This window comes from Planctobacterium sp. R6, from assembly GCF_055755215.1.
This window is the reverse complement of record NZ_JBVTQY010000026.1, coordinates 50,122-67,313: the sequence shown is the minus strand read 5'-3', so window position 1 is coordinate 67,313 and position 17,192 is coordinate 50,122. Positions and strand designations below refer to the sequence as shown.

Here is a 17,192-nt window from a genome sequence, read left to right as displayed (position 1 = left end):
CTGAGTTCATCCTCAGGAGCACTGGCATTTTCGTCACTGTCTTGTGGCTCATCAACACCCAGTTCTTCAAGCAGCTCGTCGCTGAGTTCATCCTCAGGAGCACTGGCATTTTCGTCACTGTCTTGTGGCTCATCAACACCCAGTTCTTCAAGCAGCTCATCACTGAGTTCATCCTCAGGAGCACTGGCATTTTCGTCACTGTCTTGTGGCTCATCAACACCCAGTTCCGCTAACAACTCGTCAGCCAAATCATCCTGGTTACTTTCGTTGCTGTCGTCGCTATCTTCAGGCTCATCAATACCCAGCTCGGCTAACAACTCGTCGGCCAAATCATCCTGGGCACTGGCGTTGCTGTCGTCAGTATCTTCAGGCTCATCAACGCCCAGTTCGGCTAACAGTTCGTCGGCCAAATCATCCTGAGCACTGTCGTTGCTGTCGTCGGCATCATCCGGCTCATCAATGCCCAGTTCCGCTAACAATTCATCGGCTAAATCATCCTGGGTACTGTCGCTGTCAGAATCATCATTAATTTCTTCAATACCCAATTCCGCCAGTAGCTCATCGGCCAGCTCATCTTGTAATGATTCAACATCAGTATCTGGTTGATTGGCGACGATGGTATCCAGCTCGTCTTCGGGTGCCACCAGATCGTCGCTATCCTCAGTGAACAAGTCGTCTGATGATGGCTCTAGTTCGGAATCGTCAGACAACGCCTCGTCCGGAGTTTCAGTAATATCACTTTCATCCCCAAATGCGACGTCATCGCCAAATGCAGCATCATCACCAAAAATTTGCTCCGGCTCGTCAATGGCGATATCAGGATCACCGGGATTTTTCTGTGGCGCATCCTGTAAAACTTCGGTCAGTTCTTCTGTAATGTTGTCCAGTTTCTCATTTTGCTGCTCGATGCTGTCTTCTAACTTTTCAACAGCCTCATCAGTCAATAAACTGTCATCGCTGATCCCCAGCACTTCTTCCGCATCAAACTCATCCACTTCCTGAGCAGCCGCTGGTGCTTGTTTGACCTCTTCTTTGACTTCATCCGCAACCACTTCCTCAGGCTCGGCTTCGGACTCAGCTTCTGATTCGTATGCTTCTTCAGGTTCGCTCTCTGCTGCTGCTTCCAGAATGTCATCAACACTTTCTTCAATTTCATCAAAGCCGCTATGTGCGCCATCTAACAAATCATCTAAATCAGAAACGTCAGTATCATCATCCGCGGCTTCGCTGAACTCATCCAATATGTCATCAGGCATTTCTTCCGCTTCAGATAATTCAACTGAATCCCCTTCAGTTTCATCTGAGGCAAATAAATCATCTAAATCATCCTGATCCAATAAACCACTATCAGATTCACCAAACTCGTCATCATCTGACACCAACATGTCGTCGTCGGCTTCATCAAAGCTGCCCATTTCTTCTTCAAGGACTTTGTCTAATGAATCATCTAATTCTTCTGCGAACTCATCCTGCAACAGATCGTCGTCACCGAACAAATCGTCATCAGCCCAGTCATCATCACCGCCGTCATCCATGGTGTCGGTAGACAAATCATCCAGGACATCGGTATCTTCGCTTATTTTACTGGCGACTTCCGGCGCCGGCGCCGGTGCAGCGGTTTCAATAGCTGGGGCATCATCCCCTTTGCGTCTCAGCAGGAACATCGTCATTCCGGCCAGTGCTGAAAGTGTCAGCACCAGGGAAGCAACAATAATGAACATATCCGAAGCAAAGAACGACAGATCCAGCGACTTTTCTTCTTCTGGCTTAGGTGTCAGTAACTCCAGCATTTCCTGCTGGATCTGCAACATCTGTGACTGTTCTATCTGATCCTGACTGGCGCGCTCTCTTAACTGATCTATTTCCTGATTAACGCTATCCAGTCGGTCAAATATTTTGCGATTTTCATCTAATAAAGACTCAACGCTGGTAATTGACTCGGCAAATTGCTGCCGAATGGCGTTGAACTGCGCTTGCTGTTCTTCATTAATGCGATTAAGCCGGGATTCGATTTGGGTTTTGGTTTCCACCAGATCATCGCGATTGACCAGTTTAACCGGCGGCTTGAGATTGACCAAAGATTGACCCGGTGCCGCTTCCGGTGACCAGGCGTCGTCATCCTGTTCTGATTTTAAGCGCGCATTTTGCGCATCGATGCGGGCAATATAACGTTCGGAAGGCAGACGCAACATGGCGCCATTTTTCAGGGTGTTAAGGTTGTCAGTGGCAAAGGCGTTTTTGTTTAATTCGTAAATTGCCACCATCACCTGATAAATACTCAGGTTTTTATTTTGACGATAACGATCGGCTATACGCCACAAAGTGTCGTCAGAGTCTATTGGGCCGTAGGTGGCGCCGGAATACTGCTCTGTCGAGTTCTTCGCGCCCCGAATTTCTATCAACTTGTCTGCGGGCTGTTGCGCGAACGCCGAAAAAGTGCCGGAAATGGTTAGCAGAAGAAAAGCAATAATGCTGAGACAGTGAAAGGCATTTCGCGCCGTTTGCTGCCCGCCTGTCCTGAAGTTAGATTTGTATCCTGAATAAAATATACGCACTTAGGTACTTTGCCGTCTTGATTTTATATTATTCGTCAATTTTTTGTTGTTTGTTCTATGACTTTTGCCAAAGACTTGGTTCACCGGCATGAGACTGCAAGACTCATACCTAACTATAAACCAGATACAACGAGCAAGCCAATCCCTCTGCGGGAATCAGTTACTGATTAAACTTCACCGATAATACAGTATTCATGTGGTGAGGACAGCAAAAATCAGATTTAATGCCAGTTATTGCAAGTCATCGGCTGTAGCAAAAAAAACTTAAATAAAATAAGTAGTTGCGGAAATGAAAAAGCAGACAAAAGAAAAGGGAAAGAGGCCAGCCCGCCGGGCTGACCATGCAGAGAATTACAGGTAGTCGCGGATCAGGACTTCAGCAATCTGAATGCTATTGGTAGCCGCACCTTTGCGCACGTTGTCCGATACAACCCACAGGTTTAGTCCGTTTGGATGGGTAATATCCTGACGCACACGGCCCACAAACACCTCATCCTTACCACTGGCATTACCAACCTGAGTGGGAAAATCTTCACGGTTTTCCAGCAGCACAACCCCCGGCGCTTCGCGCAAAACCGCTTTGGCTTGTTCTACATCCATCGGTTGTTGCGTTTCCAGATGCACCGCTTCTCCATGCCCGTAAAACACCGGCACACGCACTGCTGTAGCGTTTACCAAAATGCTGTCATCACCCATGATCTTTTGGGTTTCCCAGCTCATCTTCATTTCTTCTTTGGTGTAATCGTTGTCAAGGAAGACATCGATTTGCGGAATGCTGTTAAAGGCGATTTGGCGGCTAAAGTTTTCTACCTTTACTTCACGGCCATTTAACAGGTCAGCCGTTTGTTTCGCCAGCTCGTCCATCGCAGACTTACCGGCACCAGAAACCGACTGATATGTCGCCACATTGATGCGGGTAATGCCAAATTGATCGTGGATGGGTTTTAATGCCACCAGCATACCAATTGTGGAACAGTTTGGATTGGCAATGATATTGCGGTTTCTGAAATCAGCAATAGCATGTGGATTCACTTCCGGAACCACCAGGGGAATGTCTGGCTCGTAGCGGAAATGCGAGGTGTTATCGATGACCACACAGCCCTGTTCAGCAGCTATAGGCGCATATTTTGCAGAAATACTGCCACCCGCAGAAAAGAAGCCAATTTGTACCTGCGTCCAGTCAAATGTGTCTGCATCCTGTACCGTAATCTCTTCGCCCTTAAATGAAATGGTACTACCTGCACTGCGTGCGCTGGCCAGGGGATAAAGATTATTGATTGGAAAACCGCGTTCTTCGAGGATTTCAATCATGTTTTTGCCCACCAGACCGGTGGCGCCTAAAACGGCAACATCAAATGCGCGAGACATTTATTTTTTACTCCAGTTATGTTGTTCAGGCCGCTTATTCGGCCAGTTTGAAACCAAGTCCGTAGATTGCCTGTGTCAGCAAAGAATTTCCAGTATTTACTTGCTCACTGGAAAATTCTCTTCGAATACCATAGTGCTTTCGGCTATATCTGAAAGATTCATCATCATGCACCTTGTTTCTGAAATTTGCTGTATCAGTTTCAATACTGTAGACCTGCTCAATGAGTTTATGTAAACGGGTCTCAGTACTGCCGTCAGTTTCAGACAATTGCAATTCTGATTTGCCATTAAACGACACCTCTGGCAGATAGTCCCACATGCTCTTTGCCGGCCAGTTAAATCGCTGCGCCGCAAAGTTATAGATCATATCAGTGCCTCGCACTTTGCCTTCCAGGGTGTGGCCTGCGATGTGCTGCGTGGCAAAATCGGTTTTTTGAGCGAGGGCAAAGTCGATGTCTGGTTCGTTTTCCCAGACATCAAAAATGCTGAAAAAAGGTTTTGCCTTTTGTAATTGCTGACTCAAGGCCTGGTTGTCCACCACTTCACCGCGGCAGGCGTTCACCAAAATCTGGTGTGGTTTTAGTGAAGACAATACGGCGTCATTAAACATGTGCAATGTGGGCCACTGCCCTGTCGTTACCAAAGGCACATGTAAACTAATGACGTCACAGTCAAGAATTTCCGCCAGAGCCACCATGGGACGTTGATCGCCAGCAGCTTGTAATGGCGGATCACATAACAAAATATCAAAGCCCAAATGCACAGCCCGCTCTGCCAGTGCAGTGCCGACGTGCCCGGCACCAACGATACCCAGTTTTTTGCCTGCAAACGAGAGATGGTGTGCGGCCGCCAAAGACACTATTCCGGCGATGACGTATTCTGCCACCGCAATGGCATTACACCCTGCCGCCGAATAAGCCTCGATGCCGCGACTTTTCAGAAATTCAAGATCCATGTGATCCGTCCCGGCTGTTGCAGTTGCCACCAGTTGCAATTTTTCAGCCTGTTGCAATAACTCCGGCGTGACTTTGGTGGTGGATCGAATGAACAGGGCTTCGGCATCAATTAACTGCTCAGCGTTAAGTTGATTTCCTGAAAACCAGGTGACATCAGCAACATCATCAAAAAACGCTTCCCCACAGGTCAGCGTATCTTCACAAAATATTTTCACTTAGGATTTCTGCTTGATAAAAAACAAAAATTATCGCACGACACAAGACAGGAGAAAACCCAAACAACCTAATTGGCAAAGCCGTATATTAAGTTGTCCGGGTTATTGGTGGGACTAGAAGTTCAGGATCTCTACGCTGTTGCTGTTAAAATCGAACTTGTTAATTTTACCGCATTGCGCGAAGTGATTATTGCTGCTGTATGGCGTGCCGGATTGTTGGATATTATTTTCCCAACCCTGGCCATTTTTCACATAAGCTTTCACCTCAAACCAACCATTGACGCTGTTGCTGCAATCCATTTGCACATCCAGCATCCAGTAATGTTGGCCCCAGTTGTTCAGCGGTTCTTCACCAAAGCCGTCCACTGCGACCGTTTTGACTGCACCCCATGAAGCTGGCCAGACATCCGCAGTCCAGTCCATTGCGGTACCCTCTGCATAACTATTTTGTCCTGCTTCAACGCCGTACCAGTCCAGGTAGGACTCGTTGGCTTTCCACGGTGCAGTGGTGCTGTTGCGCAAATTGTTGTGAGTGATCGACATAGCACATTCAAAATTGCTGGTTTGGCAGTTTCGCCCTAAATTATTGTTGGCATAGTCGTGGTCGATGCCGCCGCGAATAAACATATCCTGACCACTTTGCGTTTGCGCCTGGATAAAAATCACAGTGCGCTGCCAGTCGCCATTATTGCTCTGTGTGATCTTGCTGTTTTTGTGAATCGCAAAAGCATCCCAGGCCGCAACATTGGTATTCACAGTACCATCACCATTAACGGTTATGGTTTCTCCGGAACAGCTGCTGCTATCCTGAGACAATTCGCCTTTTAACACATTACAATACACACCCGGGTCCATCTGGGTATTGATGGTGGCGGTCATGGCGTAACCTTCTTTGTTGATAGCCACATGTCCGGCATTAGCCCGGCCGAAGGCAATCTGGTTACCACCATTATCCCACCAGTCGGTCACTACCCAATCGTCGTTGACATTGTTGCGAAAATCCACGCCGCCTGAGATGTAGCTCCACCGATGTTCACATTGCCAGTTGCTGCCATAACACTCCAGGTTACCATTGTTATGCACCGGTACAGATGGGCCACCTGCATCGGTATCACCATGGAAATCATAACTGGACATCACTTTGGGATAACCATACGGCCAGGCCAACATAAATACATTGGCTAAATCGTAGAGTCTGCCATCTTCAAAGGTAATAACATTACCGGCACCACCGTGGCCGCGTTGATTGTCGTGATTGTCCACAAAAACGACCGCCTGATAGCTGGGTAAAAAGCCCCAGGCTTCGCCAAAATTACTCAGCCAGGATAACTGACCATTGCGAAACGTATTGCCCAGTTGCGTGCTGTATTTAAATTCAGTGACCAGTCCTGTTCCCGTGTACTCCGCCGCCGATATCGCTTCGCCGCCCTGGTCGATCACTTCCTGAAACACCAAAGGCGAACCGTTAACTTTGGCTAAAACCCCCTGGATATCGCCCACTGACATATGTTTGGAAGCATCAAATCTGAAGCCGGAAACGCCCAGACTGGTGAGGTAATTGAGGTATCCCGCCAGGGTATCCTGTACATAGCCATCGCTGGTATCCAGATCAGGCAACCCCACTAACTCACAGTTTTGCACGCGCCAGCGATCATTGCCGTAGTCTGCCGGATTGATGGTACAGGTAGCGTGAAAATCCTGCGGGCCATAATTGGGAAATTGTTTGTTGCCATAGCTGCTGCCGGCGACGCCGGTACCACTACCGGCTGCCATGTGGTTGATCACGGCATCGACATAAATATCCACACCCTGAGCATTACAACGGGATACCATGTCTGTAAATTCTGCTTCTGTACCACCGCGGCTTTGCAACTGATAGCTTACTGGCTGGTATCGCGTCCACCACTGTCCGCCCTGGATATGTTCATTCGGGGGTGACACCTGCACAGCCGAATAACCTTTGGGTCCCAAAAAGGTTTCACACTCTGTCGCTACATCCGACCAGCTCCATTCAAATAGATGCACAAATGTCGTATTTGCATTGGCTTCATAAGCCGTTAAGGTTGAAGCGACTCCAAGTGTCAGAGCCGTTTTGATAAGATTCATATACCCTCCAGTTATTGTTACATTTCGTTAACACCCGATTAACAACCTGGCACCAAGGTAAATAAAGTTCCATTTGAATACGTATGCAAAATGACCTGCATACGTATGCGTGAAATAGGTTAAACCATGGGTATCGGTATAACAGCGATTTATTGATCCAGATCAGCAAGGCTTGGCTGAGTAAACGCTAGACTGAGCGCATAAAACAGACGGGAGAAATCGCATGTTAGATTTATTATTTAATGATCCTGTGGCCTGGGGGTCACTGTTAGGTTTGGGCATTGTGGTGGCATTATGTGGATACTATGTCTATTTGTTTATGCACAATACCAACAGCAATCTCTAAAACACCTGGCCTATTTTTTGTTGCTTACGCTACCCAAAAAATCCAGCAATAATTGTGTGACATTGTCAGGTGCCTCCAGTTGCGGATAGTGGCCAACCGGCAGTGAACTTGTTGCACAGGCAGGCAATAATTGAATAAAGCGCTGGCGCATATGCTCCCCTGAAATAGGGTCCTGGGCGCCGTTGATAAAATACAGGGGAGTTGCTGTGTTTTGCATCACATCAAGCCATTCATCACGGCGTTGTTTACGTTCGTCAATGTATTGCAAAATATAGGGTATCGCCTTGATACCCGCTTTGTGCTGCAGCAGAGTCCATAGAATATCAATGTCCGCTTTCACAGGCGGAGTGTCTCTGCCAAAAATTTTAGCAAAGCTATTTTGCAGGCTTCTTTTGCTTAGCCAGCGCACCAACCAGGGACCCATTTTGCTTTTCAAAAGCGTTTGAGTCAGTAACGGTCGGTGCGATTCACTGAACAAGCCACCATTGAGAAAGGTCACAGACTGAATAGCCAGTGAGGCATTTTCGCGTTCGGTCAGGTATAACAACTCCTGGGCCACTGAATCACCGTAATCATGTGCCACAATATGACATTCAGACACCTGTAAACTGGCCAGTAAATGGCGGTAACTGGCAGCCTGTTGCGCAACTGAATAGCGGTAAGGCGAAGGCTTATCCGATAAGCCAAACCCCAGCATATCCATAGCAATCAAATGATAGTCAGCGTTTAACGCCTGCCACTGAGCATGCCAGTCCCAACTGGCACTGGGAAACCCATGGATAAACAAGATGACCGGCTTGTCGGGTTTGGCACTGTGCCAATAGGCATAATTGAATTCATCTATCTGGATAAACTGCGCATTTTGTTGGTATTGTTCTATTGTTTGCCAGAGCATCACTATTCCTTTTTTTGCTGTTAGCATCAATATAGTCCATTAGCTGGCATCAACACTGTCTTTTACCCGACACTCATAAGGAGATTTAGTTGACCACCGATATTCGCCAGGCCCTTGCTCACAACAGCTGGTTTACTGAGTTACCCGAGGATTGTCAGCAGTCACTTCTGTCTGTCGCCAGGTTGAAAAACTATGTGGCCCATTCTGTTATCCACAGTAAAGGTCAGGCTCCAAATGGATTGTTCTTTATCAATAAAGGTAAGATCCGCATCAGCAACTTTACTCCTGATGGTAAAGAGGTGGTATTGACCTGGTTAACTGCAGGAGAGTGGTTTGGTGAAATATCCTGTTTTGATAACCTTCCTCGTACTCACAGTGCCACGGTGGATGAAGCCGCAGAGCTGATCGTCATAGGGCATAAGGACTTTCCACAGGTTTGCCAAAAACACCCGGAGCTTTACCGGCATTTCATTCCGATTTTTTGTCAACGTATCAGGTTATTGTTTGAACTGGTTGATGAAGCACGCACCTTACCCGTTAAATTGCAGTTGGTTAAAAGGCTACTGCATTTACATCAATCGGCAAAGGACACGCAGCAACCACTGGAAGTCTCTCAGGAATCTCTGGCACTAATGCTCAATACCACCAGACAATCCGTCAATCGCTGGCTCAATGAATTACAGGCTGAGGGTTTAATTCAGTTAGCCTATAACAAAATCGCGTTCGACCCATCGAAATTGCAGATTTATCTGCACAATGAATCAGGATGAGGGATTTTTAGGGCTTTTTTCAGAATAGATCACAAATCCTCAGAATCTGCACATTTTACTTTTGTTTCCTTTGCTATGCTTTTTTAGTTTGATGAATTAACACAACTTTGTCTGCTCACCTGGGTGCCAGGCCCATCGGGAGTTTCGCTGGTATCGTCGGCGATACAGACAAAATAGCAACAGGTTTATGAAGAGTATGTTAGCAAAAAAACTTCTACTGGCCGCCGCCATTCAGGCGGCAATTACGGCACCCGGTATGGCGACTCAATTTGACTATGATGGCGACAATATTGCGGATGTCGCAGTCCGTCGCAGTAGCAATTACATGTGGTACGTAAAGAATTCCGATGATCAGAACTTTAATTCAGCCAATCTGGACGGAATACAACGCACTCAGTTTGGTAAAGATGCGGCTGATATCCCGGTGGCTGCCGACTTCGATGGTGATGGTATTACCGACTTCGCAGTACGTCGGCCCTCAACATTTACCTGGTATGTCAAAAATTCTTCAGGTGACAACACTAATTCGGCGCAACAAGACGGTATTCAGCGGGTGGTGTTTGGTAAAAACGCGGAAGATATTCCGGTTCCCGCAGACTATGACGGTGATGGTATCGCCGACTTTGCAGTGCGCAGAGCATCCACCTATACCTGGTATATTCAAAACTCCGGCGGCAGTAACTACAACTCCGAGGTGGGTGATGGTATCCAACGGGTAGTATTTGGTAAAAACAGCGAAGACGTTCCTGTTCCGGGATTTTACGATCAGGATAATGTCGCCGATATTGCTGTATGGCGTGCTTCCAACAGCACCTGGTATATCAAAAACTCCGGTGGTACGGATTATAACTCAACCCAACAGGATGGCATTCAACGTCTTATACTGGGTGAAGAAGGCGATATTCCGGTTCCGGCTGATTACGACAATGATGGCATTACCGACATAGCAGTGCGTCGTCCTTCTAATTTTACCTGGTATATTCGCTATTCCAGCGACGGTGAAGTCAGGGAAGTGACCTTTGGCAAAGACGAAGCAGACATTCCCGTTCCCGCCGATTACGACGGTGATGGTGCTGCCGATGTGGCAGTTAGACGCAGCAGTAATCAGTACTTCTATATTCTCAACTCATCAGACGGTGAGATACAACGCATTAACTTTGGCAAACAAGAGAACGACATTCCGGCCAATGCACCAATCACTGAAATTATCGCCAAATTAAATGCTATCAATGCAGAACAGGAAGCCAACACGGCTCCGGTAGCGGATGCGGGCAGTGACCAAACGGTTGACGTGGGCAGCCTGGTGCAGCTCAACGGCAGCAACAGCAGTGATGCCGATGGTGATAGCCTGTCTTACAGCTGGTCTTTCAGTGCATTGCCAGCAGACAGCAGTGCGATACTCAGCAGCACAACAGTAGCCTCGCCAACCTTTACCGCCGATATCAGCGGCAGCTATGAATTATCCCTGGTGGTCAGTGATGGTACAGATAGCAGTGCGGCGGACAGTGTCACCATTACCGTTGCAGAAATAGTCATGGAAAATACTCCGCCGGTTGCCAATGCCGGGGCGGATCAACAGGTATCTGTCAATGAAGTTGTAACGCTTTCAGGCAGTGGCAGCAGTGATGCTGATGGCGACTCCCTGAGCTATAGTTGGAGCATCTCCAGCCAACCCGCAAGCAGCACAGCCTCATTAAGACGAAGAGCGTCCGATAGCCCTACCCTAACGCCCGATGTCGCGGGAAGTTATGAAATACAGCTTACCGTCAGTGATGGCACCGACAGCGCCACTGACAATGTCACTATCACCGCCATTAACAGCAATACTGATATTAAGGATATTGAATTTGTGAATCGCAGTGGTGACTGTGCAGACTATGCCGGTACTTACTACGCCGAAGTCACCGATGTGCAGGAATCCAGCAACTTTACCAACAGCGTGGAAATTACCGCAGGGTCAAATTCCTGTGATTTCATTGTCAATGAGATTCCGAATCACGACTTCAACGAACAGGGACATTTTGCCACCAAGGTTTCTGAACAAAACGGTGACTACACCATTAGCCGGGCACCTCAATTTGCCAATAGCGTAACTGAGCTGTCACTGCTCACCAGCAATGCGGTAACACTTAATGGGGTATTAATCGATCTGCTGGCGGCGGCCTGTTATGGCGTTGGCAATGAACCTCTGGGCGAAGAAAAGATAGGTTGTAGTGACAATCAAATCGATAACCCCTGGCGTTATGACCCTATGTCGCCGTTAAACAACTTTGGTACTGATGAGCACAATGCCCATTCTCAACCAGATGGCACCTATCACTACCATGGCGATCCACTGGCTATGTATGACCAGGACTGCGAAGCCTCCGGGGTTGCGTCGCCAGTTATTGGCTTCGCGGCAGACGGTTTTCCGATTTACGGCCCCTGCTTTGACGATAACGGAACCGTTAGGAAAGCTGAACCCAGTTACGTCTTAAAGTCTGGCTCCCGGCAGTCTGTCAGTGGCTACACAACCCCGGTCGCAGGACAAGGTGTTGTGGCCAGCGCCAATTATGATGGCCAGTTTACCGGCGACTGGGAATTCTCCCAGGGCAGCGGTGATCTGGACGAGTGTAATGGTATGGAAGTAGATGGTCAGTACGGCTACTACCTGACGGACAGCTACCCCTGGGTTTTAAGGTGTTATAAAAGCACTCCCAACTCCTCGTTTAGTAAAACAGGAGGCCGGGCGCTGAAAAACCTGTTACATCGCCACGAGCCAGGCGGCAAGGCTCATCGACACTAATATAGGGGGAACTTCGGTTCCCCTACTGCTTTGATACAATGCGAAGGTAATGCTATGAACCCTGCACAAGTGTTCCTGTCCGGTCTTCTCGGACTATTAATCACCGGCCCCATTGCCGCTACCGAATTTGATTACGACGGTGACGGCAAAGCAGATGTCGCTGTGCGGCGTCCGGATACTCAATATTGGTATGTAAAGAATTCAGGATCAGCGGATTTTAATTCAGAACGCGGTGATGGTATCCAGCGCTCCCGATTCGGCTTATCCGAAACCGATATCCCGGTACCCGCAGATTACGATGGAGACGGCATTACCGATTTTGCTGTGCGTCGTCAGAGCAACTACACCTGGTATGTACTCAACTCTTCGGGCGATAACACCAACTCTGAACGCGAAGATGGCATTCAGCGGGAAACCTTCGGCAAAAACGCCAACGATATTCCGGTACCAGCGGATTATGATGGTGATGGCATCGCTGATTTTGCAGTACGCCGCCCTTCCACCTTTATCTGGTACATCAAAAACAGTAGCGGCAGCAATTTCAACTCAACACGCGGCGATGGCATTCAGCGTATTGAGTTTGGCAAACAGGTGAACGATACCCCGGTAAAAGGGGATTTTGACGGCGATGGCAAAGCAGACATCGCGGTGAAGCGCGCAGCTAACGGCTATTGGTATATCCTCAATAGCAGCGGTGATAACACTAACTCAGACCGTGAAGATGGTATTCAACGCATTCAGTTTTTCACCGATGAAACCGATATTCCGGTGCCGGCAGATTATGACGGAGACGGTATCACCGACATCGCTTATCGCAATCCGGGTAACTTTACCTGGTATATTCGCAGCAGTGTTGATGGCGTTACCAGCGAGATTGAATTTGGACTGCATCCTGAAGATATTCCGGTACCGGCGGATTATGATGGCGATGGCAAAGCGGATCTGGCTATTCGTCGTGCAGGCGATCAAACCTTTATTATTTACAATCCGGATGTCATTGCCGACAGGGAACACCGTGCAACAGCACTACTCGAAAGTGAAGATGACAGCGAAACCGTCAGTTTTGGCAGTAAATCCGGTGATATCCCAATCAATGCCAGTACCGATCAGGTCATGGAAAAACTTGACGATACCAACAGTAACGGCAACAACAGTAATACTATCCCAAATGCAAATGCAGGAGAAAACCAGACCGTCACTGCCGGTTCGCAAGTTATCTTAGATGGCAGCGCCAGCAGCGACGAAGAGGGTGATGCCCTCACCTACGCCTGGACCATTCGCTCAGCCCCCGATGGCAGCAATGCGACACTAAACAATAGCGATAGCGTCAGCCCTACCTTTACCGCAGATCTTGAAGGTAACTATATTGTATCCCTGATAGTAAACGACGGCACGGATGACAGCGCCGCTGACCGGGTCAGAATAAGTGCAGAGTCTGGCGCTGTTAACGCTGCCCCGGTTGCAAATGCTGGTGCAGATCAAACGGTGGATGTGGGAACACGGGTTGAACTGGACGGCTCCGGCAGTTTCGACACTGATGGCGATAGCCTGACCTATACCTGGTCATTTGTGGCCCTGCCGGAAGGTAGTGCTGCAACTCTGGGCAGAACTAACATTCAGGCTCCCAAATTTACCGCTGATGTGGCCGGAAGTTATAGCCTGCAACTCATCGTCAATGACGGGACAGAAGACAGCGCAGCAGACACTGTAACGATCACTGCCGAAGCAGTGATAACCAACACCACTCCCGTCGCTGAAGCCGGCTCAGATCAAACCGTTAATGTCGGCGATCTGGTATCCCTGGATGGTTCAGCAAGTTCCGATTCAGATGGCGATAACCTCACTTATTCCTGGCAACTGGTCAGTATCCCGGGGGACACTGATGTCGCTTTGACAAACGCCAACACGGTAAACCCCACTTTTACACCGCAGATAGCGGGCGCTTACGTGATATCTCTCACGGTGAATGACGGTACTGAAGACAGCACCGCTGATACGTTAACGGTTACAGCGATTGCAGTTAATACACCGCCCGTTGCCAACGCCGGCGGCGATCAGGCTGTCACTGTCAATGATAGCGTGTCGCTGAGCGCCAGCGGTAGTTCAGACAATGATGATGATACCCTGACTTATAGCTGGAGTTTTAGCAGCAAGCCCGATAACAGTGCAGCTTCAATCTCCAATAGTACGGGTGTAAACGCCAGCTTTACTGCCGATGCTGCGGGCAGCTATGTGGTATTGCTGACGGTTTCCGACGGTGAAGACAGTGACTCAGATAGTGTGACCATTACGGCAAGCCAGGAGACAGTGGCAGAAACCGATAATGAAGCCTTACTGACAAGCAGTTTTGATGCTGAGCGCTTTGCCGCCTCAGCCGATGAGACCGTCGCCGCCCGACCCTATGTGATGGTGGACTTCATCGATCATGACAGGGACGGCGCCAATGACGCTGCGCTATTACAATCCAATGGCGTTCCGTTTACCTATGATTATGACTACAGCACCTCTGATGCCGACAACATCAGCAATACCTGTTTCGATGATCCCAATAATGGCCCGGACGAAGCCGACAACGGTGGTTGTTATGCGATTGAAGCCAGCGTTCGCGCTTTTGTGATCCCTGTGGCGCCGGAACTGGCAACTGCCAGTACCAGCATCAGTTCAGATCAGCATTCCGGAATGGCGATTTCTGGGGCGACTTTCGAACTGCCGACAGCACCTTCTCCCGAGGGGGCTGGCTATGCTATCACCAATGTTTATGACGAGGGCTGGGAAGTACTGGATGATTGCAATGGTCATTCGGGTTATCTGGGAGCCCCCTACCATTATCACGGCGATCCTACCTACCCCATCAACGATGGTACCAATGAACACACGGTCAGTGCTACTGAGGCATCCCAATGTCTGCCAGACTATGAATTGATTGTGGATACAGACACAGGTCATGCGCCCCTGATAGGTTATATGGCAGATGGTTTCCCCATTTACGGCAGCGACGGATATGATTTTGACAGTGCAAATCCAATTGATGATTGTAATGGTCATAGTGTGGCTACCGCTGAGTACCCCGATGGCGTTTATCATTATCACGCACTGAATTACGATGCTGTAACGGAAAATGGTACTGGCAGCCGAAGAGAGGCACCGCCACTGCCGGAGTGCCTGAGTGGCAAGGTCTGGTTCGTGCCGGAATACCATTCACCGGAGCTTTCGGAACCCCTAATCGGCAAAGATGTTGACTCAGAAATCACAGTGGAGAGTACCGAAACCACAGTGGATGCACTGACATTGGCCACCGCATTTGCGGCAAACCGTTTTTCAGCCACATCCAATGCCGAGGCCAGACCCTATGTGTATGTGGGCCTGATTGACTGGGATTTTGATGGCAGTAACGATACCGCACTGCTGCAGAGCAATGGTATTCCCAGCCAGTATGATTATGACGATTCCACTTCTGACAGCAACGACATTCAGGATGTTTGTTTTGACGACCCCCAAGGTGGCCCGGATACTGGTTGCTACGCGCTGAATGCCAACAGCAGAGTATTTTTATTTTCACTCAACCCGATACTGGCGTCTTCGTCCACCGCCATCTCTGACAACGATCACACTGGTATGGCAATTTCAGGCGCCACTTTTGTTCATCCAAACGAAGATTCACCCAGTGGCGAAGGTTATGCCGTGTTAAATACCTATGATTCAGATTGGGAAGTACTGGATGATTGCAACGGCAATGCCAGTTATCAGGGTGGGCCTTACCACTACCACGGCGATCCCAGCAATGTAAATCGGGATCAGGTAGACGAACACACCGCCACAGCAGTCCGTGCAGCAGGCTGTCTGCCCGATTTTGATAGCGAAGCAGACGACAGTCATGGACACGCACAGGCTATTGGTTTTATGGCCGATGGCTTCCTCATTTATGGTGAATCTGGTTACGATGCCGGTAACTCCCTGGATGAATGCAACGGCCATACTGGGGTCACTCAGGAATTCCCGGATGGTATTTACCACTATCACGCCATTTCGGCAGATACTGCAAATTCAGAGGGATTAGCCCCATTGCCAACCTGTTTAAATGGTATGCTATGGTACTTACCAAATTATCCGGCTCCGGAACTGTCCGAAGCCAATCCTTAAGGGCAATCAATATGTTAAAAACAGGGAAGTTATTGCGCATCAACCTCGGGTTACTGACACTGATGCTATTCACCGCATCGGCCCTTGCAACGACGCAACGCCCCTTTATTGTGCTGGAAGCCAGTCCGGATGGTCCCCGCATAAAACACAGCGACGCGCAAGGTTCACTGCAAACCCTGTATCGGCTAAAAAGAGGCAGTCAACTGTTTCAATTTAGCCATGCCCAAAATCGCAATGAAATGTTGCTCGCCTATGCCCCCGCACGTTCCGGACAACAAGGCATATGGCGACTGGAATACCAGCTCAAAGCAGGCGAAAATGCCGCTGTCAGGCTCACCCCGATGTTAACTGACAAAGATCCTGACAGCTGGTTTTTCGATCCGCTGTATCAGCCAAAATCGAATCAGTTTTATTATATCTCAGCCCAAATGGATAGTGCCGGTCAGCGGGCCTCCAAAGCGCTGGCATTGCGCCGGTATGATATGGTCAGTGGGGAATCCACTCTGGTATCGGAACAGGCATCTCATCCGGCGGTATCTGAATCAGGACAGTACCTGATATGGCAACAACAAACCGGGAAAGAAACTCAATTGGCGATACTGACTCAAGGTCACACTTCGCCTTCCCTGGTGCCCCTGCAAAAGCAGTCATTAAAACTGCACTTTCCGATTGTCAGCGAAATTCAGCAAGCACTGTATTTTTTATCTACAGAAGCCCCCTTGTTTACCGCCCTGCCGGGGATTAATCACGCCTGGGCTCACCCCGGGAGTCAACACAGGGATTATTACCTGTGGCAACTACCGGTTAACGCCACAGCATTTAAAAAGGCCACTCTGCTATGGCAAACTCAGGAGGTGCGGGCCATGGCGATGTCCCCGGATGGCAACGCCATCGGGATCGTAAACGATCAAGGTGTGCATATTGTTGATCCCAAAACCGAAAAGGTCAGCACAGTACTTTCAGGGCGACACTACTGGAAATTTAGCTGGGCACAATAGTTGATTTAATTTCGCAATCGAAAACGCGGATTTCATTAACCAATTTGCCATATTATTG

Annotated in this window: 10 protein-coding genes; 5 read left to right on the top strand and 5 right to left on the bottom strand. The window is 48.7% G+C overall.

Annotated features, from left to right (window positions below; genetic code table 11):
- The 4 genes from AC0J20_RS15770 to AC0J20_RS15755 all read right to left on the bottom strand — a co-directional run.
- Nucleotides 1–2,555 (bottom strand): FimV/HubP family polar landmark protein (locus AC0J20_RS15770; RefSeq protein WP_473022435.1); only part of this gene is annotated, 2,555 nt, incomplete at its 3' end.
- Nucleotides 2,556–2,906: 351 nt separating this feature from the next.
- A complete protein-coding gene (locus AC0J20_RS15765) occupies nt 2,907–3,923 on the bottom strand; it encodes an aspartate-semialdehyde dehydrogenase (RefSeq protein WP_473022434.1) in 1,017 nt (338 codons plus the stop codon).
- A 34-nt stretch (nt 3,924–3,957) separates the two neighbouring features.
- The gene (locus AC0J20_RS15760) at nt 3,958–5,094 is read right to left on the bottom strand and encodes a 4-phosphoerythronate dehydrogenase (RefSeq protein WP_473022433.1); all 1,137 of its coding nucleotides are present in this window, start codon (nt 5,092–5,094) and stop codon (nt 3,958–3,960) included.
- Nucleotides 5,095–5,208: 114 nt separating this feature from the next.
- Complete coding sequence (locus tag AC0J20_RS15755) at nt 5,209–7,200, bottom strand: alpha-amylase (protein ID WP_473022432.1); 1,992 nt, start codon at nt 7,198–7,200, stop codon at nt 5,209–5,211.
- A gap of 223 nt (nt 7,201–7,423) precedes the next feature.
- On the opposite strand from AC0J20_RS15755, the gene AC0J20_RS15750 reads away from it, so the two are divergent.
- Nucleotides 7,424–7,546 (top strand): hypothetical protein, encoded by a 123-nt coding sequence (locus AC0J20_RS15750; protein ID WP_267498232.1) that lies wholly within the window; start codon nt 7,424–7,426, stop codon nt 7,544–7,546.
- Nucleotides 7,547–7,556: 10 nt separating this feature from the next.
- On the opposite strand, the gene AC0J20_RS15745 is transcribed toward AC0J20_RS15750, so the two are convergent.
- On the bottom strand, nt 7,557–8,441 hold the full coding sequence (locus AC0J20_RS15745) for an alpha/beta fold hydrolase (protein WP_473022431.1): 885 nt from the start codon (nt 8,439–8,441) through the stop codon (nt 7,557–7,559).
- Between the two features lie 89 nt (nt 8,442–8,530).
- Between AC0J20_RS15745 and AC0J20_RS15740 the strand changes: the two genes are divergently transcribed.
- The 4 genes from AC0J20_RS15740 (at nt 8,531) to AC0J20_RS15725 (ending at nt 17,134) form a co-directional block, all read left to right on the top strand.
- The gene (locus AC0J20_RS15740; protein ID WP_229529140.1) at nt 8,531–9,211 is read left to right on the top strand and encodes a Crp/Fnr family transcriptional regulator; all 681 of its coding nucleotides are present in this window, start codon (nt 8,531–8,533) and stop codon (nt 9,209–9,211) included.
- 187 nt (nt 9,212–9,398) lie between these two features.
- Nucleotides 9,399–11,996 (top strand): YHYH protein, encoded by a 2,598-nt coding sequence (locus AC0J20_RS15735; protein ID WP_473022430.1) that lies wholly within the window; start codon nt 9,399–9,401, stop codon nt 11,994–11,996.
- Between the two features lie 54 nt (nt 11,997–12,050).
- Nucleotides 12,051–16,136, top strand: a complete 4,086-nt coding sequence (locus AC0J20_RS15730) for a PKD domain-containing protein (protein WP_473022429.1) — start codon at nt 12,051–12,053, stop codon at nt 16,134–16,136.
- Nucleotides 16,137–16,147: 11 nt separating this feature from the next.
- Nucleotides 16,148–17,134 (top strand): TolB-like translocation protein, encoded by a 987-nt coding sequence (locus AC0J20_RS15725; protein ID WP_473022428.1) that lies wholly within the window; start codon nt 16,148–16,150, stop codon nt 17,132–17,134.
- The last annotated feature ends 58 nt before the right edge of the window (nt 17,135–17,192 follow it).

Excerpts from the sequence above, each read along its gene's own strand:
- AC0J20_RS15765 (WP_473022434.1), bottom strand. The coding sequence starts at position 3,923 with ATGTCTCGCGCATTTGATGTTGCCGTTTTAGGCGCCACCGGTCTGGTG.
- AC0J20_RS15745 (WP_473022431.1), bottom strand. The coding sequence starts at position 8,441 with ATGCTCTGGCAAACAATAGAACAATACCAACAAAATGCGCAGTTTATC.
- AC0J20_RS15750 (WP_267498232.1), top strand. The coding sequence starts at position 7,424 with ATGTTAGATTTATTATTTAATGATCCTGTGGCCTGGGGGTCACTGTTA.
- AC0J20_RS15735 (WP_473022430.1), top strand. The coding sequence starts at position 9,399 with ATGAAGAGTATGTTAGCAAAAAAACTTCTACTGGCCGCCGCCATTCAG.
- AC0J20_RS15725 (WP_473022428.1), top strand. The coding sequence starts at position 16,148 with ATGTTAAAAACAGGGAAGTTATTGCGCATCAACCTCGGGTTACTGACA.
- AC0J20_RS15755 (WP_473022432.1), bottom strand. The coding sequence starts at position 7,200 with ATGAATCTTATCAAAACGGCTCTGACACTTGGAGTCGCTTCAACCTTA.
- AC0J20_RS15730 (WP_473022429.1), top strand. The coding sequence starts at position 12,051 with ATGAACCCTGCACAAGTGTTCCTGTCCGGTCTTCTCGGACTATTAATC.